The following is a 21,047-nucleotide window of genomic DNA, read 5'->3' as shown; positions in this document are numbered from 1 at the left end:
GAGGAGATTTTATTATGACAAAAACACCAATTATTTTAGATTGTGATCCAGGACATGATGACGCATTAGCGTTAATGATGATTATTGCTTCACCAGAATTTGATTTACGTGCGGTGACAACATCCGCTGGAAATCAAACACCTGATAAAACATTTGATAACGCTTGTCGACTACTAACATTGATGGAACGGACAGATGTTCCAGTTGCTAGTGGAAATAAAAAACCTTTACTACAAGAATTAATGATTGCCGATGCCGTTCATGGAGATACTGGTGTTGATGGAACAGAGTTACCTAAATCTGAAATTCCAGCAACTAATTTAACAGCAATTGAGTTAATTGCAGAAACATTATCTAAAAGTGCTGAAAAAGTTACAATGGTTGTCACGGGCCCAATGACGAATATGGCACTATTTTTAGCTGTCTATCCTGAATTAAAAAATAAAATTGAAAAAATTGTCTTTATGGGTGGCTCAACGGATGTTGGAAATGTTAAACCTGGTTCAGAATTTAATATTGCCGTGGACCCAGAGTCAGCAAAAATGGTTTTAAATGACTCTATTCCAATGGTTATGGCTGGATTAAACTTAACTCATCAAGCACAAATTTTAGATTCTGAAATTGAAGAAATTGGTAAGATTAATAATAAAGTAGCGCAATCAGCCTACGGGTTATTGAAATTTTATGGTATTTACTATGGTCAAGAAAAATGGGGATTCGACGGTATTCCATTACATGACCCTTGTACAATTGCTTGGATGTTACATCCTGAATTATTCACAAGTGAAAAGTACCATGTTGATGTTGAGGTGAATGGTGATCTTACTAAAGGTGAGACAATCGTTGATAAATTTGATTTATTGGGATTAGAAAAAAATACAGAAGTCTTACTATCAATTGACCGTGCAAAATTTGTCGAATTATTAATTTCAAAACTTAAAAAATTTGATAAATTAGTAGGATAGAGAATCTTACAGTTGGCTTGTATTTCTGGCCTAAATACGTTAAAGTTAAACAGGACGTGAAACATCGTTTTGTTTCACAAATAACGGAGGGCCAGTCATATGAATCCAGAAGAATTTCGTCAAGCATTAGCTGAAAAAGACATTAATTTAACAGACAGACAAATGGCACAATTTGAAACATACTATGAATTTTTAGTAATGACAAATGAAAACCTTAATCTGACTGCTATTACAGAAAAATCAGACGTTTATTTGAAACATTTTTATGATTCTTTAACGCCTGCTTTTTATTCAAAAGAAATACAAAGCGAGCCCTTATCTATTTGTGACGTCGGCGCAGGTGCCGGCTTCCCTTCAATTCCACTGAAGATTGCTTTTCCGCAATTAACGGTGACTATTGTTGATTCGTTGAATAAACGTATCAACTTTTTAAATGAATTGGCGGACAAATTAGATATTACAGGGGTTGCTTTTTTTCATAATCGTGCTGAAGAATTTGCAGGTAAAAAAAGTTTATATAGAGAACAATATGATATCGTGACAGCTCGTGCTGTTGCAAGATTGAGCGTACTATCTGAATTGTGCTTACCTTTAGTTAAATTAAATGGTCAATTTATCGCTCTCAAAGCTCAAAAAATGGACGAAGAATTAGTCGATGCCGAATATGCTATCAAGCTTTTAGGTGGTCAAGTTGTGGCTAATCATGAATTTACTTTACCAATTTCAGATGACGAACGTCATCTATTAGTCGTTGATAAAGTCAAATTAAGTCCTAAAAAATACCCTAGAAAAGCGGGTGTACCTGGACGTACCCCACTTGTAAATAAGATATAGTCAGGAGGTCGTCGGAAAATGGCATTTTCATTTTTAGGAAATCGTAAAAATCAACAAGAACAAGAAGATGAAACGAATCAAACGAAGGTTAGTGACATTTCTGTTACGACTATTGTACCCAATCGCTTCCAACCTCGTCGTGTCTTTGATGATCAAAAAATTGATGAATTAGCACAAACCCTTAAAGAACACGGGTTATTGCAGCCTATTATTTTGCGAGAGTATGAGACTGGAAAATATGAGATTATTGCTGGGGAACGTCGTTTTCGGGCAGCATCTTCATTAGGATGGAAAAAAATTCCGGCAATTGTTCAGAAAATGGACGACGACCAAGCGGCTTCGATGGCACTAATTGAAAATTTACAACGTGAGGAACTAACAGCAATTGAAGAAGCAGAGGCCTACAGTAAACTAATGAGTTTAAACCACTTATCACAGTCAAAATTAGCTGAAGATATGGGTAAAAGCCAAGCATTTGTTGCTAATAAATTGCGTTTATTAAAATTAGAACATGACGTACAAACGTCCATTATGGCGCAACAGATATCCGAACGTCACGGAAGAGCAATGGTTAGTTTATCAGCTAGCAATCAAAAAAAATTATTAAAACGTATTTTAAAAGAGAAATTAACAGTGAAAGAAACCGAAAAGTTAATTTCAGCTAATAAAATTAAACCAGAATCAAAAGTGTCTGAAAAGAAAAACACGAAAAAAGGTAATCCTGATAAAAGATTAGTGATTAATACCCTAAAACAAGCGGTTCAAGTTATAGAAAATAACGGTGTAACGATTAAATCAAAACAAGAAAAAACTGATTCAGGGTATCGCGTTATTATTGATGTGATTGAATCAAAAAAGGAGGGTTAATCAAACATGGGAATTGTTATTTCATTAGCAAACCAAAAAGGTGGCGTTGGTAAAACAACAACGAGTGTGAATTTAGGCGCTTGTTTAGCCGAGCTAGGCAAGCGTGTTTTATTAATAGATACGGATGCTCAAGGAAATTCAACAAGTGGTGTTGGTATTGAAAAATCAACAATAAAAAAAGATATTTATGATGTTTTAGTTAATGAATTTCCAATTAAGGAGACAATTCTAGCTACTAGTCATAAAGGATTAGATATCGTTCCGGCAACCATTCAATTGGCTGGTGCTGAGATTGAATTAACACCGCAAATGGCTCGTGAAACAAGATTATTGGATGCCGTTAAAACAATTGAAGATCAGTATGATTATATTTTAATAGATTGCCCGCCATCACTTGGATTGATTACAATTAATGCCTTTACAGCTAGTAAATCAATTTTAATTCCTGTTCAAAGTGAATACTATGCTTTGGAAGGTTTAAGCCAATTGCTTAACACAATTCGTTTAGTTCAAAAGCATTTTAATCCAGATTTAGCCATTGAAGGCGTTTTAATGACAATGTATGATGCACGTACAAATTTAGGCGCAGAAGTTGTGTCTGAGGTGCAAAAATATTTTGCAGAAAAAGTCTACAAGACAATTATTCCGCGAAATGTCCGCTTGTCTGAAGCACCTAGCCATGGGATGGCAATTATTGATTACGATCCTAAGTCGAAGGGTGCTCAAGTCTATATGGAATTGGCAAAGGAAGTGTTAAAAGCGCATGGTAAATAATAAAAAAGGTCTTGGAAAAGGGATTAACGCGTTATTTCAGGATGAACTTGATCAATATGATGATACAAAAGAATCTGTTGTTCGTTTAAACTTAGCTGAAATTCGCCCTAATCCTTACCAACCTCGTAAAACATTTGATGAAGATGCCCTAAAAGAATTAGCTGCGTCTATCAAAAAATCAGGTGTCTTCCAACCAATTATTGTAAGAGAATCAGTCATTAAGGGTTATGAAATCATTGCAGGAGAACGTCGTTTCCGTGCGTCTAAATTAGCAGGACTAACAGATGTCCCTGCAATTATTAGAACGATGACAGAAGAAGCAATGATGGAAGTTGCTATTTTGGAAAATTTACAACGTGAAGAATTGTCTCCTTTAGAAGAGGCAGAAGCTTATAACATGTTGATGGAAAAATTAAACTTAACGCAGTCACAAGTTTCAGAGCGATTAGGCAAAAGTCGTCCTTATATTGCTAATTATTTGCGTTTATTAGGATTGCCCAACTCAGTTAAAGAATTACTCCAAGTTGATCAGTTATCGATGGGTCAAGCAAGAACATTGCTGTCACTTAAAGATAAACAAAAAATTGGGGCATTAGCTAAAAGAACAGTTAAAGAAAATCTAACTGTTCGTGAGTTGGAAAAAGTAATTGCCCAAATGAACGGCGAAATTAAAAAGAATACTAAAAAAGTGAACGAAGTTGAAAAATCAATTTATGTTCAACAAAGTGAGAACTTGTTAAAAGAAAAATTTGGAACACAAGTTTCTATCCAACAGAGCAAAAAAAATCATAAAGGTAAGATAGAAATTGACTACTTATCAACGGATGATTTGAACCGTATTTTGGACTTACTTGATATTTCACTAGACTAGGAGGTTAGTCAGTATGTATGACTTACATGATATTGTTGAAATGAAAAAACCACATCCTTGTGGGACTAACCGCTGGGAAATCGTGCGAATGGGAATGGATATTCGCATTAAGTGTTTAGGATGCGGGCACCTTATTCTATTACCTAGACGAGAATTTGAAAAAAAGATGAAAAAAATGTTAGAAAAAGCAACAACAGAAGATAATACAAAATAAATGAAAAGAGTGACGTCTAATTATGGCATTAACGGCAGGAATCGTAGGATTACCAAACGTAGGTAAATCAACTTTATTTAACGCAATTACAAAAGCAGGCGCGGAAATGGCTAATTACCCATTTGCGACAATCGATCCAAACGTTGGGATGGTTGAAGTTCCAGATAAACGATTAGCACGTATCGATGAAGTAGTCCCTGCTAAAAAAATTATTCATACAACTTTTGAATTTACGGATATTGCCGGTATTGTTAAAGGCGCAAGTAAAGGTGAAGGACTTGGTAATAAATTTTTAGAAAATATTCGTCAAGTTGATGCTATTGTGCACGTTGTTCGTGCATTTGACGATGATAATATCACACATGTTTCTGATAAAGTGGATCCAATGGACGATATTGAAACAATCAACTTAGAACTTGTTTTTGCAGATTTAGATAGTGTGACAAAACGTTATGCTAAAGTTGAAAAAGTGGCTAGAACAAAAGATAAAGATGCGTTGGCTGAATTCAGTATTTTACAAAAAATCAAACCAGTTCTTGAAGCTGGACATGCCGTTCGCTCAATTGAATTTGATGAAGAAGAAGAAAAATATGTTAAAGGTATGTTTTTATTAACGAACAAACCAGTTCTTTATGTCGCTAATATTGCTGAAGATGACATGGCTGACCCAGATGCTAATAAGTATGTAAAATTAATTGAAGCCTTTGCAAAAGAAGAAGGTTCAGAATGTTTAGCCGTTTCTGCTAAAACAGAAGAAGAAATTGCTGAACTAGATGATGAAGATAAACTTGATTTCCTTGAAGCTGCTGGTGTTGAAGAATCAGGACTTGATCGCTTAATCAGGGCATCTTATAAATTACTAGGTTTAGCAACTTTCTTTACTGCTGGTGGTGCCGAAACACGAGCATGGACCTTTAAACAAGGGATGAAAGCACCTCAAGTTGCCGGAATTATCCATTCAGATTTTGAACGTGGATTTATCCGTGCTGAAACAATGTCATTTGCTGATTTAGATAAAAATGGAAGCGTCGCAGCAGTTCGTGAAGCTGGTCGTTTACGTTCCGAAGGTAAAGAATATGTCGTACAAGATGGCGATATTATTGAGTTCAGATTTAACGTCTAAATAAAATAAGTCAGTAGGGGTTGTTAGTCATGTCAGAAGAAAACAAAGTCGAAGAAACATCAGTTGAAGAGAGAAATGCGACAGCTGCAGCAAAACAAAAAGAACATTTAGAAAAAGAAACGAAGTTACAGGATAAAGGACCCTTTGCGGGATTAACGAAGCGTAATGAAGATTATGTTTACCGTTTAAATAGTATTTTGAAAGATTCAAAAATTAATGATGAAAAACGAAATACGGTCATTGGTGAAATTGTTGCAGAACTTCGCACCGAACAGCATAAAGGTGTAACAGCAACTAAACTATATGGTCCTGTTAGTACAAAAGCAACTGATATCATTATGGGCCCACAGAAAAAAGCTGCAGAACCAACAAGTAGTTTTTGGTTAACAGCTTTAGATAATGGGTTGATGATGTTATTAATTTTTGCTGGTATGTACGGTGTTATGGGATTAATGAGTAAAACAAGTACGCAAGCAGAAGCTTCTGGTGCTGGTGGATTATTAACACTACTAATCACATCAATTTTGGGTGGTATTGGAGCAGCGCTCTTCTACAAAAAATATGGCCCAAACGTCAAAAAAGAAGACAAACCAGCTTTCTGGGTTACATTACTAGTATTTGTAGCCTTTCTTGCAGTATGGATTCTTGCCTACATGTTAGTGGCATTGATTCCAGGACCACTTAATGCATTGTTGCCAGCCCCTGTTTATCTTGTAATTGCATTAATCGCATTTGCAGTTAGAATTTACGTTAAACGTCGCTATAATATCAACCGAACAATGTTTTAAATTGATTGATATCTTGAAAAGAGTTCAGGTAAAATTTTTGAACTCTTTTTTGTTACAGTTAAAAACGATTATAGGTTAATAAGAATCGGACGATAACCTTGACCAATGTTGAGTTTATCTGGTATGTTAGTAAACAAAATAAAAGTAGAAAGCTGGTTTTAAAATGTCAAATTGGGAAACGAAGTTCGTTAAAAAAGGATTTACTTTTGATGACGTGTTGTTAATACCTGCAGAAAGTCATGTATTACCGAACGAGGTTGATATCAGTGTACAATTAGCTAAGAATATCAAATTAAATGTCCCAATTTTAAGTGCTAGCATGGATACTGTTACAGATTCTAAAATGGCGATTGCTATGGCTCGCCAAGGTGGCTTAGGTGTTATTCATAAAAATATGAGTATCGAACAACAAGCTGAAGAAGTCAGAAAAGTAAAACGTTCTGAAAGTGGCGTTATTATTGATCCTTTCTATTTAACACCGCAACATTCTGTTGCAGATGCTGAACAATTGATGAAACGTTACCGTATTAGTGGTGTTCCAATCGTTGAAACATTAGAAAATCGCTTATTGATTGGTATCATTACGAATCGTGATCTACGTTTTGTTTCTGATATGTCAGTCCTAATTGATAGTGTTATGACTAAAGAAGGATTAGTAACAGCTGCGGAAGGTACTTCGCTTAAAGAAGCTGAAAAAATACTCCAAAAAAATAAAATTGAAAAATTACCAATCATTGATAAAAATGGTCGTTTAACTGGTTTAATAACAATTAAAGATATCGAAAAAGTTGTTGAATTTCCTAACGCAGCTAAAGATGAACATGGCCGCTTACTTGCTGCTGCCGCTGTTGGTGTTACAAGTGATACATTTGAACGTGCTACAGCTTTACTAGATGCTGGTGTTGATGCTTTAGTTATCGATACTGCTCATGGTCATTCAGCCGGTGTTATCCGTAAAATTACTGAAATCAGAGCACAATTCCCAGAAGCAACTTTAATCGCAGGTAATGTCGCAACTGGCGAAGCAACTCGTGCCCTTTATGATGCTGGCGTTGATGTTGTTAAAGTTGGAATAGGACCTGGATCAATCTGTACAACACGGATTGTTGCTGGTGTTGGTGTTCCGCAATTAACAGCTATTTATGACGCTGCTGAAGTAGCTCGTGAATATGGTAAAACAATCATCGCTGATGGGGGTATTAAATACTCTGGTGATATCGTTAAAGCCCTTGCTGCCGGTGGTAACGCTGTGATGTTAGGTAGTATGTTAGCTGGAACTGATGAAGCTCCTGGTGAATTTGAAATTTATGAAGGTCGTCGTTTCAAAGTTTACCGAGGTATGGGAAGTTTAGCAGCTATGGAACAATCAAATGGTTCTTCTGATCGTTACTTCCAAAGTGGCGTAAATGAAGCTAATAAGTTAGTGCCAGAAGGTATTGAAGGTCGTGTATCATACAAGGGTAGTTTAGCTGATATTGTTTTCCAAATGGTTGGAGGCTTACATTCAGGTATGGGTTACGTTGGTGCTGGAACATTGAAGGCATTACAAGATGACGCACAATTTGTTCAAATTTCAGGTGCTGGTTTAATTGAATCACATCCACATGATGTTCAAATTACCAAAGAAGCACCTAATTACTCAGTTAAATAATAATTAAAAAGGCGTGATTTCTTTCAGATGAAAGAAGTTACGTCTTTTTTAATGGAGAGTTTTAAATTATAAATAAGACTCTAATGATTAATCATGATTTGATGCAAAATCATTGTATACAGTAAAAGGAATACGACATTAGTTAGAAATATTAATTTACTTAAAAATAAGTATCAATTGTGGAAGTATTTAAATTTATAGACTACACTACGAGTATAAATATTATAGGGGGTTACGAATATGTTAATTATTGATTACGTTCATGGGGAACAGCTACAAGCAACTTATAAAACGGCAGCAGCTTTTGTTGCGATGATGCAATTGGAAGTACCTGAGTTTGAAGATTATTATAAAATTACTAAAGTAACGGAATCTGGTAAAGAGATTGAGTTATCAGATAAAACAATGGGCGGTTTATTTAACTACTTATTAGAACGTGGATAATAAAAAATGGAAAGCTTTCGTTTTTTACGAAAGCTTTTTTTGTACTACTTAGATTAAGTAGATTTAACCAATTCTTTAAAGTTATCGTGTGTGATATTTGATACAATATACTATAAGTAAAGAAAAGTCAGGAGATATCCAATGAAAATTTTAGTTGTAGATGATGAAAAAGAAATCGTTGATTTAATCTCTATTTATTTAAAAAATGAAGGTTACGAAGCAATTACTGCTCAAAATGGACTTGAAGCGATTGAAAAATTAGAAGAAATGCCAGAAATCGGTGTAATGATTCTCGACGTTATGATGCCTAAAATGAACGGAATGGATGTCATTAAAGAGGTTCGTAAAACTTCAGAAATTCCAATATTAATGGTTTCTGCTAAAACAGAAGATATGGACAAAATTCGTGGACTGATTACAGGTGCTGATGATTATGTTGTTAAGCCATTTAACCCATTAGAAATTATGGCACGTGTTAAATCATTACTCCGTCGTAGCCAAAACTCGAATCCGGCACCTGATGTTGCACTTGAAATAGGACCGCTAATTATTAAAAAAGATTCTCATGAAGTTCAAACAGTTGAAGGTAGTGATATTCAATTAACTGCTTTAGAATTCGGTATTTTATATTTATTAGCCTCACATCCAAATCATGTGTACTCTGCGGATGATATTTTTGAACAAGTTTGGCAACAAGAATCAATTATTTCTGCCAAAACAGTAATGGTCCATGTGAGCCATTTACGTGATAAAATTGAAGCAGCAACAAACGGTGATGATATTATCAAAACCGTCTGGGGCGTTGGATACAAGATAGAAATGCATTAGTGAGGGGTTATTTTTGAAATTAACTGGTAGAGAAAAAAGTGAATTAATCGCGGAAGGATTCATCACGATTATTCTATTAATTTTACTGAATTTATCAATTTTTATTCTATTAAATCAGACGATTGCTTCAAACCCAGGACTTGAGAATGGTATTTTTCAAATTAAGACGGCATTAACTTTTGGGCCGAATGATTTCAATGTCTGGAGTTGGGGGAATGTTTTTGTTGCGTTCATGCTTATTGTGGACGTTGTCGTGCTCTATTGGCGACTAATTCGACGTTATCATCAAATGCAGTTACGTCATGTTATTTCAGAATTGCATTATATTGCGGACGGTCATTACGATCATCAAATTCCTTTTAAACTACAAGGTGATATGGCGCGGGTCGTTTCAAGTATTAATGCTTTGGTTCAAAGTACGATTGAATCAATGGAAGAAGAACGTCGAATTGAGAATTCAAAGGATGAGCTGATTACCAATGTTAGTCACGATATTCGAACACCATTGACATCAATTATCGGTTACTTAGGTTTAATAGAAGATAATCAATATAATTCGCAAGAAGATTTACTATCTTACACACATACAGCATTTGTGAAATCAAAGCAGATGAAGGTTTTAGTAGAAGATTTATTTGAATACACAAAAGTGCGACAGACGTCGACGCCAATTAATGCGATTAATTTTGATATGAATCAAATGTTAGAACAATTGGCAGCTAGTTTTGAACTTGAAGCTAAAAATAAAGAAATGACAATTAGTAGCAATACGAACCCTAACCCGTTAATGATGGAAGCTGATACTGAAAAATTAGGCCGTGTTTTTAATAATTTAATATCAAATGCCTTAAAATATGGGGCAGGCGGTAAACATATTTATTTAGAAGCAGAAAAAATTGGTCAGGAAGTTATCGTAAAAGTAACTAATGATGGCCCTAAAATACCTGAACAATCACTTAATCAATTATTTGATCGGTTTTACCGAGTGGAAGAATCTCGTTCACAAAAAACGGGCGGAACTGGATTAGGGCTTGCCATTGCTCAAAGTATTGTCACGCTCCACGGTGGGTACATATATGTTGTCTCAAATGAAGAGCTAACTAGTTTTGTTATTCATTTACCATTGGGTAAGAATATAAAATTAACTAGAAAGCAAGAAGAACAGTTGCAAGAATAGCTATTATTGGGTATTCTTAAATGAATAAGAGAAGTTAAGAGGGTAAAGAGAAAATGATATTTTTAAAACGTACAAAGAAATTCGTAATTGGGCTTATTTCAGGGGCAGCACTATTTACTGGGGTTTCAGCAATGGGACTTCAAGATGAGGTTAAATCTGTATCAGCTGCAACAACCAGTTCAAGCGCTATTAATTTAACAGCTAAAGCTGCTTTAGCAATTGATGCAGATACTGGACAAGTAATCTATGAAAAAAATGCTGATGCTGTTTTACCAATTGCATCAATGACAAAATTAATTTCGATTGATGTTATTTTAGATCAAATTAAAAGTGGTAAATTAACTTGGGATCAAAAAGTTAAGATTGATAACGATTCTTATAAAATTAGCCAGGATACATCATTATCAAACGTTCCGTTGAGTAAAACGAAATCATACACAGTTAAACAACTGTATGATGCTAGTTTAATTTACTCAGCAAATGGGGCTATTATGGCACTTGCTCATGAAGTATCGGGATCGCAAAAAGATTTCGTAACATTAATGCGTGCAAAGGTTAAGTCATGGGGAATTACAGATGCTAAGATTGATAACGTTTCTGGTTTAACTAATAGCGATATCAGTAAAGCTGATCGATACCCCGGTTCAGCCGCATCAGATGAAAATGAATTAACTGCCAAAGATATGGGAATTGTTGCTAAAAACTTACTTAAAAAGTACCCAGAAGTATTAAAAACAACAAGTATCAAACGTAAATATTTCGATAAAGGAACATCTGACCAAACACTAATGGAAAACTGGAACTGGATGTTACCTGGTTTAGCTAAGGCATATACAGAATTACCTGTTGATGGATTGAAGACAGGTACTTCTGACAAAGCTGGTGAATGTTTTACAGGAACTGTAAAAAAAGATGGTCATCGAATTATTACGGTCGTTTTAGGATCATCACACAAGAGTGAAACGGATGTAAGTCGTTTTACAGATACACAAAAAATAATGTCATATGTATTTGACATGTTCAACGTGGAAACAATCAAGGCTGGTACAATATTTAAAAACGCCGATAGTTTACCTGTATTTCATGGTAAAGAATTAACAACTAAAGTTATGCTTAAATCTAATCAAAAAGTTTGGTTGAAAAAAGGCGAAACAGTTAAGTCGATTATTTCAGCTAAAGTATCAGAAAATACTGATTTAGTTAAGAAAACAGGATTAGAAGCCCCAATTAAGGCTAATAGTGATATTGGAACGCTTAAATTAACTGGTAAAGATAATGCGTTATCTTATGTTGATGGCAAAAAATCACTTTCTGTTACAGGAACGAATAAAGATGCCATTGAAAAAGCTAACATTTTTGTTATTATGTGGCGTGCAATTACTAACTTCTTTGGAAATTTATTTTAAATCAATAAAATCATCTCTGATTTCTAGGGTGATTTTTTTGTCTATATGGGCAATTTAGTCGTGTAAGATTAAAAAAACATTAAAAAGAAAATAAAAATTTGTTGTTCGTGGACATTTGATGTATATTATAACGTATCGATAAAATTTTATAGTAGAAATAATTAATTTAGGGGGCACCAATTTTAATGAAAATGATTAAGAATGAATTTAAATTTGTTGGAAAGAATAGAATACTTCTAGTTTCAACAATTGTTATGATGCTTATTCCGATTCTGTATGCTGCTTTCTTCTTGAAATCAGTTTGGGATCCATATGGCAAAACAAGTGATTTACCAGTAGCAGTCGTTAATAACGATGAATCTGTTAAATATAATGGAACGACATTGGATGTTGGTGATCAACTTGTAAAAGAGTTGAAGAATAATGACCAATTGAAGTGGACATTCGTTTCTGCAAAACAAGCAAAACAAGGAATGAAAGACAACAAGTACTATACAACAATTACGTTGCCTAAAAACTTCTCTTCAAATGCTGCAACTTTAATGGATACAAATCCTAAAAAGATGAAAATCACGTACGATACTAATGCATCTCGTAACTACATTGGTGAAGTTATCAGTGAAACAGCAGCAAAACAATTAAATAGCCAAATTCGTGAATCAGTCACGAAAGCATATGCAACAGCTATTTTCGGCCAAGTTAAAACAATCGGTAAAGGCTTTAAGACAGCTGCAAGTGGTTCTAAAACATTGTCTGATGGTACAGTAACATTGAATGATGGCTTAAATAGCTACATTACTGGTGTAGGAACTGTTAATAATGGTGTTCAAACACTTTCAACTAGTGTTGTTCCATTAAAAAATGGTGTTCAAAAATTAGCAACAGGCGCTGGTTCTTTAAGTGCTGGATTATCAAAACTTAATAATAGTACAGGTACATTAGCTTCAGGTGTATCGAAACTAGATACTGGCTCAACAACATTAGCAAGTGGTGTAAAAGGTTATACTAATGGAGTTACTGAATTAAATAGTGGTTTGAGTCAATTAAGTTCAAATTCTCAAGCATTAAATGATGGAATAATTACCTTAAGAGGTGGTATTACAACAGTTCAAGCGGGTAACCAATCGTTAACTAAAAGCTTGAAGGAGTCTGCTGCAACTTTAGATACACAATTAAATAGTCCAGATTCACAAGCTGAAATGGCAAAATTAATGGCTGGATTTACAGCATTAGATTCAGGAATTTCTAAGTTGAATTCTGAATTAAATGGCACAAATGCGCCTAATATTGATGCTAAAAAATTAACAGCCGATTTAACTCAAATTGGAGCTAATACTAAACTTGTTGCCGCTAAAGCAACAGATGCTGGTTCACAATTGAGTGAATTAAATAATAGTCTTTATAGTACAACTAACGCATCCAGTGTTGCTGCACAACTTAAGGATGCGCAAAGTAATATGGGTGCTTTAGTTACCTTTGTAAAATCACCTGATTTTGCAGCTTTAGAGAAATCTAATCCAACGTTAGCAAAAAGTATTGCTGCTTCTGTTAATGGATTAGGAAGTAATCTTCAAACTGCTGGCACAAGTTTAGCAGCATCAGGTAATAATACAACAAAAATTAAAACAGATTTATCTGATATGACAACACCGTTGACTGATAACGGTGACAAATTAAAATCGATTCAAAAAGAATTAGCAGCTATTCAAGAATTACTACCTAAATTACAAGCATTAAAGGCGGGTGTTGCCGAGTTATCTGCTCAAGAACCACAAGTAACAGCAGGTGCTAAGAAAGCCATTGATAAACTAATGGCTGGATTAAATACTGTTAAAACTGGTTTAACGCAGACAGGTTCTGGCACAAAGGAAAGTCCTTATGGTGCTATCCAAGCAACAGACTTACTAAATGCTGGATTAGGTCAAATTATGGCTGGGTTAAATGGTACAGATAAAACTCCTGGCTTAATTCCAAGTGTACAAAAATACACTGCAGGTGTATTAAGTGCTAATAATGGTTCTAAAACATTAATTGGAAACAACAGTGCCTTAGTATCAGGCTCGAGTCAATTAAGTACTGGATTATCAACATTGAATGGATCAGTACCAACATTGACATCAGGAGTTAGTCAATTAGCTACTGGCTCAGGTACATTATCAAATGGTTTAGTAAGCTTGAATGAACAAGTACCAACACTTGTTGCTGGAGTTGATAAATTAGCTGCAGGGACTCAAAAATTAGATGATAACTCAGCTAAATTAGGTGATGGTTCTAAATCACTTAAAAAAGGGTCAAAAACATTAGCTACTGCTCTTAAAACAGGATCAGATACAGTTAATGGAATTAAAGCAACTAACAAGACAGCTAATATGTTTGCAGCACCTTCAGAATTGGAACATAAGAATTACAGTTATGTTCCTAACTATGGACATGCTTTAGCACCATATGTTCTTTCACTTGCATTATACGTTGGGGCAATCGTCTTTAACTTTGCATTCCCAATCCGTAAAATTTCAACTGAAGGTCAATCAGCAACAGCTTGGTTCTGGAGTAAAGTTGCTATTGGAACTGTCGTTGCCCTTGGTATGGCACTTGTTGAAGTTACAGGGATGCTTATGTTTGGATTACAAGCAGACCATATTGCTGAAACTTACTTAATTGCAACAGTATTCTCGTTAACATCGATGTATCTTGTTATGGCACTTGCTATGGCATTTGATAATCCTGGTCGATTCGTGGCCATGGTTCTCTTGATGTTACAATTAGGTGGCGCTGGTGGTACGTTCCCAATGGAAGTTACGAATAGCTTTTTTAATGCCATCCATCCATTCTTACCAATGACATACTCAACCTTAGGGTTCCGTGAGTCATTAACTTCTGGAATGGTTAGTGGACAAATTGGCATGAGCGTATTTGTTCTTGCAATCTTCGCTATCGTTTCATTAGTTCTATTATGGGTTGCTATGCAAATTCTTCAAAGAGTTGGACTTGCTGGTAAATCACAATTAGATGATAATCAAAAATTACAAGATTTAGAAAAATAGATTATTAAATAGAGTTACGCAAAATTAATTTTGCGGGCTCTATTTTTTTGATTGAATATATTTAGAATGGGTTAATTAAATTGAGGTTCTTAATCTTAGTCCTAATGGTCGTAATAATAACTAAAAAGCGGTATACTGTTACTATTAATATTTAAAACAATAGGAGGCCAAATTATGTTAAGTCATTTTGATGAAAAAAATGTTGAAGTTAACGAAAAAGGAATTCCATTTCCAGCTGATACACGTGTTAGTTTTGAAACAAATAACGAGTTCTTTACTGGTGTCGTTGAAAAACAACTAAAAAATTCGGCTATTATTAAATTCGATAAGGAATTTATTAAGAATGAAACAGCTGAAGAATTAAAACATAAAATTGTTGTTAGTTATGCAGGATTAGAATTAATTAAATAATCAGGATTAGAGATTAGCGTGCGTACTTAGCGCTAATCTCTTTTTTTAAATTAAACTAAAAGGGGGAAGTCAGAATGAATAGGTGGATCCAGAAATATCTAGATAAAGCTAGTTTGTTGGCCTCTCCCGTACAAATTGTTGTCTTTTACTATTTAGCATTGATTGTAGTAACAAGTATTTTATTATGCCTTCCGTTCTTCAAACAACCTGGTGCTAGTGTGCCATTTATTGATACAATATTCATGGCAGTCTCAACGGTTAGTGTTACAGGATTAACCACATTTCCGTTAGAGCAAGTCTATAACAATAACGGTATCATCTTACTAGAAATGCTTTTTCAAATAGGTGGTTTTGGTATAACAATGCTCTCAACGTTTATTATGGTAATTGCTGGTCGACGCATTGGGTTGCAACAACGCAGGCTAATTCAAACTGATATGAATCAACCGCATTTAAGTGGAAATGTTCGTTTAGTTTATTCAATTTTCGGCATTATGCTAGGGATTCAAGCTTTTTTTGGTGTGATATTTTCAATTTATTTATATGTACGTGATGGCTTTGAACATCTAGCTGCGTCAATTTTTGATGGCTTTTATATTGCAATATCTGCGTTAACAAATGCGGGATTTGACGTTACTGGGAAATCTATTATCCCTTATTCGAAAGATTACGTCTTTTTATTTTTAATTATGATTTTAATTTTTATAGGTGGTTTAGGATTTCCCGTTATTATTGAAATTTTAGCGTGGATCAAGGTTACGTGGTTCAAACCAGGACATAAAAAATTTAGATTTTCATTATTTACAAAATTAGCAGGTAGTTTTGCGATTGGATTTTTCTTTATTGGAACAATATTAATTTTCTTATCTGAACATAATGGTTATTTTGCACATAAGGATTTCGTTGAGAGAGTTATGACAGCTATGTTTTATAGTATTACAACGCGTAATGCCGGACTACAAATTAATCAAATTAGTGATTTTAATACGACAACCTTATTGATTTTTTCTATGTTAATGTTTATTGGTGCTAGTCCAAGTTCAGTTGGTGGTGGTGTTCGAACAACAACAATTGGGATTTTAGGATTATATTTGTTATCGTTTATTCGTGGACATAAGAATGTGAATATTTTTAATAGAAGGATTCATGAAAATGATATTCAAAAATCAGTAGTAGTTGTTAACCTATCGATATTTATGTGTTTAATCGCGGTCTTTATTTTAAGTATTACGGAGAATCATTCGTTGATTTCGCTGATTGTAGAAGTAACTTCTGCTTTTGGAACGACGGGATTATCAACGGGAATTACCAGTTCATTAAGCATTATCGGTAAAATGGTCATTATTATTTTGATGTTTGTTGGACGCGTAGGGATGTTATACATGTTAATATTCTTTGTTTCGAAAAAAGAACGGGATGAAAAGTATCGTTTTCCATCAGAACAGATCATTATTGGATAACTTTTTGATTAGAGTTACTAAATAATGAGTATTAAGAAACAGATGTATGCTATAATTTATATCGTTAAACCAACTTTATATTATTGGAGGACTATCGTGAAAGAAACAGAGAAACGCTGGCTCACAGTTCTTAAAATTGCGATGCCGCTTTGCCTGAGTTACGTCCCAATTGGACTCGCATGTGGTATTTTGTTGCATGCAGCAGGCTTCAATACGATATTAGCAGGATTAGTTTCCATACTTGTCTTTTCAGGTGGTGCACAGTTTTTAATTGCATCAATGTTGACGATTCAGTCGCCAATTCTTTCAATTGTTACTATGCTATTTTTCTTAGAATTACGGTATGCGTTATTAGGTGCTAGTTTGTCACAGTACATTCGAGGAACTAGTCGTAAGTTTTTATACATATTTGCGGCATCACTAAACGATGAAAATTACGCAGTAAACTATTTAAAATTTGCAACAGATAAAGAATGGAAACCAAAAGATGCCTTGATGGTTGAACATTATTCATTATTATTTTGGACGATGAGTAATATTGCAGGTAGTTTAATTGGTGCTGGGTTAAAAATTAATTTAAGCATTGTTGAATTTGCATTAACTTCATTATTTATTTACATGATAGTCATGCAACTTAAAAATTATCTCACAATTATTATTAGTATTCTTTCAGGTATTTTAGCAATTATTTTCATGTCATTGTTCCAAAGTACGATGGGATTAGTTGTAGCAACTTTACTAGCTTCCTTTGTTGGATTTATTATTGAACATGAAATTGTTAGAAAAGGTAAACGAAATAAATTATTAAATACGATTAAACCAAAAGCAAGTCGACATACAATAAGTAGAAAGTCTAAAGTTTCTGAGGAAAGTTAACTATGGAAATGACAACAATGGATCATTTTTTATTAATTATTTTATCTGCAATTGTTGCATATTTACCGCGATTTATTCCATTACGAATTTTTTCATCTCGAGAAATCCCAGAATGGTTTAATGAATGGATGAAGTATGTACCCGTTGCGTTATTTTCAGCATTAGTTTTTAAAGACCTTTTTATTGATTCAAGTTTTCAATTTGTGGGCGTAGATAACGTCACAAAATTAATAGCGGCTGTGGTTGTATTCGCAATCGCATATCGTACGAGATCAATGGGATTATCTGTTGTACTTGGACTTTGCGCTATTATGCTGTTGTCACTTATATTATAAATTAAGTAAATAAGAATTTAGTTTCTCTCAGGGACTAAATTCTTATTTTGAATAACGGTTGAAGGATGTTCCATGATATAATAACAGCGATATAAATATAGGGATAAGAGGTGTGGTTAAAATGAAAAAATGGGTATGGGGATTAGTTGCAGTTGTTATAGTAGGTATGTTTGGTGGCTACGGTTTAACGAAACATGCAGAAGCAAATAAAAATTATAATACAGCCATGAAGAACGGTAAAACTGCGATTCAAGATGCAGAATATACTGAGGCAGAAAATTATTTTGATGTCGCTTTAAAAAAGAAATCAAATGATGCGACTGCACAAGCTTACAAGACACAGGTGACACATTACAAGGCAGTAATTAACAAAACTGAAGATCGTCAGTATAGTAAAGCAAAGGATGCAATTAGCATCGTGCTAGCGGATCATGATGGATCAGCAGTCATTAAAAAACGAGCAACAAATTTGAAAAAAGAATTAACAACGGTTCTTGAAAAACGTGCGCTATTCATAAAAACATATAATGAAGCAATGAATTTAAATACAGAATATAGCTACACAGCATCAAACGATAAATTAACTGAAATCTTAAAAGATAGTAGTATTGATAAAAATTATTACTCAGATTTAAAGAAAAAAGCAACAGACTTACAACAAAAAAATGATAAGAATTTGGCAACGATTGGCTACCCAACAAGTAGTTCTTCAAGCAGTTCTTCAAGTAGTTCGAAAAGTTCAACACCATCATCTAAAAGTAGTGGTTATGGGTCGGAGTATAGTATACCAGAAATAAAAAACAATTCGTCAGCTACGTTGACGTCAGAAGAACAAGCCGCTGCATCATCGTATTCAGGTTCGAATGAATATACAACAAGTTCATCTAACATAGTAGATGGTAACGGTAAAGCAATTACAGCATCACGTATTAAGGCAGCACGAGACTCAATTAAATTTGCTGGTGTTAACCCTAACTCATTTAGTGATTCAGATGTTGTAAAAATTATTAAACAGGCTGTTAAAGAAACAACAAGTGTTAAAGCTATTGCAGCGCGAGATTACAAATAAATTAGTATTTTAAGAGTGTGATTCTAAATTTTAGGATTATGCTTTTTTCTTAACCTCCACTGAAAACGTTTACTTTTAATTTGGTGCAAAGTTATTATATAGTAGAAATAAGGGGGAATATGACATGTACTTAGCTGTTAAAGAGATTAAATATAATAAACTTCGGTATGGTCTGATTATTTTCACCATCTTTTTAGTTTCATATCTCATTTTTTTTTAACGGGATTGGCTTTTGGGCTTGCGAACAATAATCGGTCTTCAATTGATAATTGGGATGCGGATAACATTGTTATCAGTCAGTATGCGAATAATAATTTGGCATCTTCCGAGATACAAAAAGACTCACTTCCTAAGATTTCAGGGTCAAAATCAGACTACGCTTATTTAGGTCAAATGATGGGCGTTGCTAGTCGGAAAAACGAACCAAAAGCTAATATTAGTGTTTTTGGAGTTCAATTTAATCAATTTTTGAAGCCTAAATTAGTTCAAGGCAGAATGCCGCAGAAAGTTAACGAAGTAGTTGTTGATAATGGATTAGATGCCACTAAATTAGGCCAAAAAATAAAAATTAATAATGCGAAACAAGAATATAAAGTAGTGGGGATAACGACGGGTAATAAATACACAACAGCACCAGTTGTCTATTTACAATTAGCTGACTATCAAACGTTACGTTATGGCCCGGACAATCCGACTGAAAAAATTAATGCAGTTGTTTTAAAAAATTCAGCTAAAATTAAAAAAGATCAACAATTAGCGACATTAACAATGGACAAGGTGATTAACAACATACCGGGATATGGTCCAGAAGTGAAGACCTTTACGTTAATGATTGGCGCCTTATTTGTCATTATTGCGTTTATCGTAGGTATCTTTATGTATATTTTAACCATTGAAAAAACAGCCGTTTATGGCGTGTTACGTGCACAAGGAGTTTCTAGTGGGACTTTGGTTAAAAGCTTAATTTGGGAGTCGTCATTACTAGGTTTACTAGGAATTGGATTGGGTATTATTGCAGATGTGGCAACAGCGCTATCGTTACCAGCTGCCGTCCCATTTTTAAATAATGTCTTCTTAGTCGTAGGATTTTCGGTTATCTTATTATTGATGATCATTCTAGGATCACTATTCTCCATTTTTAAAATATTACGTGTTGATCCACTTGATGCAATTGGAGGTGTCTAAATGAGTTTAATGCAATTATCTGATGTTTCTAAAACATTTGGAAAAGGTGATAATAAAAAGTTGGCTCTTGATAATATTGATTTAGTTGTTGAGAAAGGGACGTTTATTGGCTTGACAGGTCCATCAGGATCTGGAAAAACAACGTTGCTGACCATTATGGGTGGATTACAAGGATTAACCGATGGAACAATTTATTTTAAAGATCAAGAGATCGGACAATTAAGCGAAAAAGAGCGAACTAGGTTACGATTTAATGAATTTGGGTTTATTTTACAAGGGTCTAATTTAGTCCCATTTTTAACCGTTTTAGAACAATTTGAATTAGTCAATAAAATGAAAACTAAAAAAGAAAGTCGTAATCCCGAAATGATGTTACGTGACTTAGGTGTATGGGACCAAAGAAATCAATATCCTGCTAGTCTTTCAGGTGGTCAAAGACAACGCGTTGCAATCGCTAGAGCATTATTTGGGCAACCGGAGCTCATCTTTGCTGATGAGCCAACGGCAAGCTTAGATAGCAAAAGAGCGAAGCAAGTTGCAGCCCAGCTAGCCGATATTACTAAAAAGACGGGACAAACGATTATTATGGTTTCACATGATGAAGATGTCTTGGCATATACAGACCAAACATTTTTTATGCGAGATGGACAGCTCACAAAAGAATGATTTTTAATGATAACGAAAAGAGAACCGCAATTGCGGTTCTCTTTTCGTTTAAAGTTTTA

General features: G+C 34.4%; 21 protein-coding genes. All 21 read left to right on the top strand.

Annotation, left to right across the window (positions count from 1 at the left end):
• Positions 1-14: 14 nt before the first annotated feature.
• The 21 genes from rihA to AC1RPH_RS01265 all read left to right on the top strand — a co-directional run bounded on the left by rihA (position 15) and on the right by AC1RPH_RS01265 (position 20,988).
• The gene (gene rihA / locus AC1RPH_RS01365; protein WP_481761069.1) at positions 15-965 is read left to right on the top strand and encodes a pyrimidine-specific ribonucleoside hydrolase RihA; all 951 of its coding nucleotides are present in this window, start codon (positions 15-17) and stop codon (positions 963-965) included.
• Positions 966-1,064: 99 nt separating this feature from the next.
• The gene (rsmG, locus tag AC1RPH_RS01360; protein WP_481761068.1) at positions 1,065-1,799 is read left to right on the top strand and encodes a 16S rRNA (guanine(527)-N(7))-methyltransferase RsmG; all 735 of its coding nucleotides are present in this window, start codon (positions 1,065-1,067) and stop codon (positions 1,797-1,799) included.
• Positions 1,800-1,817: 18 nt separating this feature from the next.
• Positions 1,818-2,666: a nucleoid occlusion protein gene (gene noc / locus AC1RPH_RS01355; protein WP_481761067.1), complete on the top strand. Its 849-nt coding sequence runs from the start codon at positions 1,818-1,820 to the stop codon at positions 2,664-2,666.
• A gap of 6 nt (positions 2,667-2,672) precedes the next feature.
• Positions 2,673-3,440 carry a ParA family protein gene (locus AC1RPH_RS01350; RefSeq protein ID WP_409021824.1) on the top strand — a complete coding sequence of 256 codons (768 nt, stop codon included), beginning with the start codon at positions 2,673-2,675 and terminating at the stop codon, positions 3,438-3,440.
• Positions 3,430-4,311, top strand: coding sequence for a ParB/RepB/Spo0J family partition protein (locus tag AC1RPH_RS01345; protein ID WP_409021823.1), 882 nt, complete (start codon positions 3,430-3,432; stop codon positions 4,309-4,311). Before AC1RPH_RS01350 ends, AC1RPH_RS01345 begins: the two co-directional genes overlap by 11 nt.
• A 13-nt stretch (positions 4,312-4,324) precedes the next feature.
• Positions 4,325-4,525: a DUF951 domain-containing protein gene (locus tag AC1RPH_RS01340; RefSeq protein WP_409021822.1), complete on the top strand. Its 201-nt coding sequence runs from the start codon at positions 4,325-4,327 to the stop codon at positions 4,523-4,525.
• Between the two features lie 22 nt (positions 4,526-4,547).
• Positions 4,548-5,648, top strand: coding sequence for a redox-regulated ATPase YchF (ychF, locus tag AC1RPH_RS01335; protein ID WP_481761066.1), 1,101 nt, complete (start codon positions 4,548-4,550; stop codon positions 5,646-5,648).
• 29 nt (positions 5,649-5,677) lie between these two features.
• Positions 5,678-6,436, top strand: coding sequence for a DUF1129 family protein (locus tag AC1RPH_RS01330; protein WP_481761065.1), 759 nt, complete (start codon positions 5,678-5,680; stop codon positions 6,434-6,436).
• A gap of 163 nt (positions 6,437-6,599) precedes the next feature.
• Positions 6,600-8,087 carry an IMP dehydrogenase gene (gene guaB, locus AC1RPH_RS01325; RefSeq protein ID WP_481761064.1) on the top strand — a complete coding sequence of 496 codons (1,488 nt, stop codon included), beginning with the start codon at positions 6,600-6,602 and terminating at the stop codon, positions 8,085-8,087.
• A 240-nt stretch (positions 8,088-8,327) separates the two neighbouring features.
• Entirely contained in the window at positions 8,328-8,531 is a 204-nt protein-coding gene (locus AC1RPH_RS01320; protein ID WP_481761063.1) for a hypothetical protein, read from the top strand.
• Positions 8,532-8,672: 141 nt separating this feature from the next.
• Complete coding sequence (locus tag AC1RPH_RS01315; protein ID WP_409021818.1) at positions 8,673-9,359, top strand: response regulator transcription factor; 687 nt, start codon at positions 8,673-8,675, stop codon at positions 9,357-9,359.
• A gap of 13 nt (positions 9,360-9,372) precedes the next feature.
• Positions 9,373-10,536, top strand: coding sequence for a sensor histidine kinase (locus AC1RPH_RS01310; RefSeq protein WP_481761062.1), 1,164 nt, complete (start codon positions 9,373-9,375; stop codon positions 10,534-10,536).
• Between the two features lie 53 nt (positions 10,537-10,589).
• The gene (locus AC1RPH_RS01305) at positions 10,590-11,942 is read left to right on the top strand and encodes a serine hydrolase (RefSeq protein WP_481761061.1); all 1,353 of its coding nucleotides are present in this window, start codon (positions 10,590-10,592) and stop codon (positions 11,940-11,942) included.
• A 185-nt stretch (positions 11,943-12,127) separates the two neighbouring features.
• Positions 12,128-14,986: a YhgE/Pip family protein gene (locus tag AC1RPH_RS01300; protein WP_481761060.1), complete on the top strand. Its 2,859-nt coding sequence runs from the start codon at positions 12,128-12,130 to the stop codon at positions 14,984-14,986.
• 174 nt (positions 14,987-15,160) lie between these two features.
• Complete coding sequence (locus AC1RPH_RS01295; RefSeq protein ID WP_409021814.1) at positions 15,161-15,397, top strand: hypothetical protein; 237 nt, start codon at positions 15,161-15,163, stop codon at positions 15,395-15,397.
• Positions 15,398-15,471: 74 nt separating this feature from the next.
• Positions 15,472-16,857, top strand: a complete 1,386-nt coding sequence (locus tag AC1RPH_RS01290) for a TrkH family potassium uptake protein (RefSeq protein ID WP_481761059.1) — start codon at positions 15,472-15,474, stop codon at positions 16,855-16,857.
• A gap of 96 nt (positions 16,858-16,953) precedes the next feature.
• A complete protein-coding gene (locus tag AC1RPH_RS01285) occupies positions 16,954-17,733 on the top strand; it encodes an AzlC family ABC transporter permease (RefSeq protein ID WP_481761058.1) in 780 nt (259 codons plus the stop codon).
• Between the two features lie 2 nt (positions 17,734-17,735).
• A complete protein-coding gene (locus tag AC1RPH_RS01280; RefSeq protein ID WP_409021810.1) occupies positions 17,736-18,068 on the top strand; it encodes an AzlD domain-containing protein in 333 nt (110 codons plus the stop codon).
• A 121-nt stretch (positions 18,069-18,189) separates the two neighbouring features.
• The gene (locus AC1RPH_RS01275; RefSeq protein ID WP_481761057.1) at positions 18,190-19,137 is read left to right on the top strand and encodes a hypothetical protein; all 948 of its coding nucleotides are present in this window, start codon (positions 18,190-18,192) and stop codon (positions 19,135-19,137) included.
• Between the two features lie 225 nt (positions 19,138-19,362).
• On the top strand, positions 19,363-20,322 hold the full coding sequence (locus AC1RPH_RS01270) for an ABC transporter permease (protein ID WP_481761056.1): 960 nt from the start codon (positions 19,363-19,365) through the stop codon (positions 20,320-20,322).
• A complete protein-coding gene (locus tag AC1RPH_RS01265; protein ID WP_481761055.1) occupies positions 20,323-20,988 on the top strand; it encodes an ABC transporter ATP-binding protein in 666 nt (221 codons plus the stop codon).
• Positions 20,989-21,047: the final 59 nt, after the last annotated feature.

The organism is Dellaglioa sp. CoH-57-MRSF-16 (assembly GCF_056782055.1).
This window is presented reverse-complemented; position numbering and strand designations above follow the sequence as displayed.

Excerpts from the sequence above, each read along its gene's own strand:
- rihA (WP_481761069.1), top strand. The coding sequence starts at position 15 with ATGACAAAAACACCAATTATTTTAGATTGTGATCCAGGACATGATGAC.
- rsmG (WP_481761068.1), top strand. The coding sequence starts at position 1,065 with ATGAATCCAGAAGAATTTCGTCAAGCATTAGCTGAAAAAGACATTAAT.
- noc (WP_481761067.1), top strand. The coding sequence starts at position 1,818 with ATGGCATTTTCATTTTTAGGAAATCGTAAAAATCAACAAGAACAAGAA.
- AC1RPH_RS01350 (WP_409021824.1), top strand. The coding sequence starts at position 2,673 with ATGGGAATTGTTATTTCATTAGCAAACCAAAAAGGTGGCGTTGGTAAA.
- AC1RPH_RS01345 (WP_409021823.1), top strand. The coding sequence starts at position 3,430 with ATGGTAAATAATAAAAAAGGTCTTGGAAAAGGGATTAACGCGTTATTT.
- AC1RPH_RS01340 (WP_409021822.1), top strand. The coding sequence starts at position 4,325 with ATGTATGACTTACATGATATTGTTGAAATGAAAAAACCACATCCTTGT.
- ychF (WP_481761066.1), top strand. The coding sequence starts at position 4,548 with ATGGCATTAACGGCAGGAATCGTAGGATTACCAAACGTAGGTAAATCA.
- AC1RPH_RS01330 (WP_481761065.1), top strand. The coding sequence starts at position 5,678 with ATGTCAGAAGAAAACAAAGTCGAAGAAACATCAGTTGAAGAGAGAAAT.
- guaB (WP_481761064.1), top strand. The coding sequence starts at position 6,600 with ATGTCAAATTGGGAAACGAAGTTCGTTAAAAAAGGATTTACTTTTGAT.
- AC1RPH_RS01320 (WP_481761063.1), top strand. The coding sequence starts at position 8,328 with ATGTTAATTATTGATTACGTTCATGGGGAACAGCTACAAGCAACTTAT.
- AC1RPH_RS01315 (WP_409021818.1), top strand. The coding sequence starts at position 8,673 with ATGAAAATTTTAGTTGTAGATGATGAAAAAGAAATCGTTGATTTAATC.
- AC1RPH_RS01305 (WP_481761061.1), top strand. The coding sequence starts at position 10,590 with ATGATATTTTTAAAACGTACAAAGAAATTCGTAATTGGGCTTATTTCA.
- AC1RPH_RS01300 (WP_481761060.1), top strand. The coding sequence starts at position 12,128 with ATGAAAATGATTAAGAATGAATTTAAATTTGTTGGAAAGAATAGAATA.
- AC1RPH_RS01295 (WP_409021814.1), top strand. The coding sequence starts at position 15,161 with ATGTTAAGTCATTTTGATGAAAAAAATGTTGAAGTTAACGAAAAAGGA.
- AC1RPH_RS01290 (WP_481761059.1), top strand. The coding sequence starts at position 15,472 with ATGAATAGGTGGATCCAGAAATATCTAGATAAAGCTAGTTTGTTGGCC.
- AC1RPH_RS01280 (WP_409021810.1), top strand. The coding sequence starts at position 17,736 with ATGGAAATGACAACAATGGATCATTTTTTATTAATTATTTTATCTGCA.
- AC1RPH_RS01275 (WP_481761057.1), top strand. The coding sequence starts at position 18,190 with ATGAAAAAATGGGTATGGGGATTAGTTGCAGTTGTTATAGTAGGTATG.
- AC1RPH_RS01265 (WP_481761055.1), top strand. The coding sequence starts at position 20,323 with ATGAGTTTAATGCAATTATCTGATGTTTCTAAAACATTTGGAAAAGGT.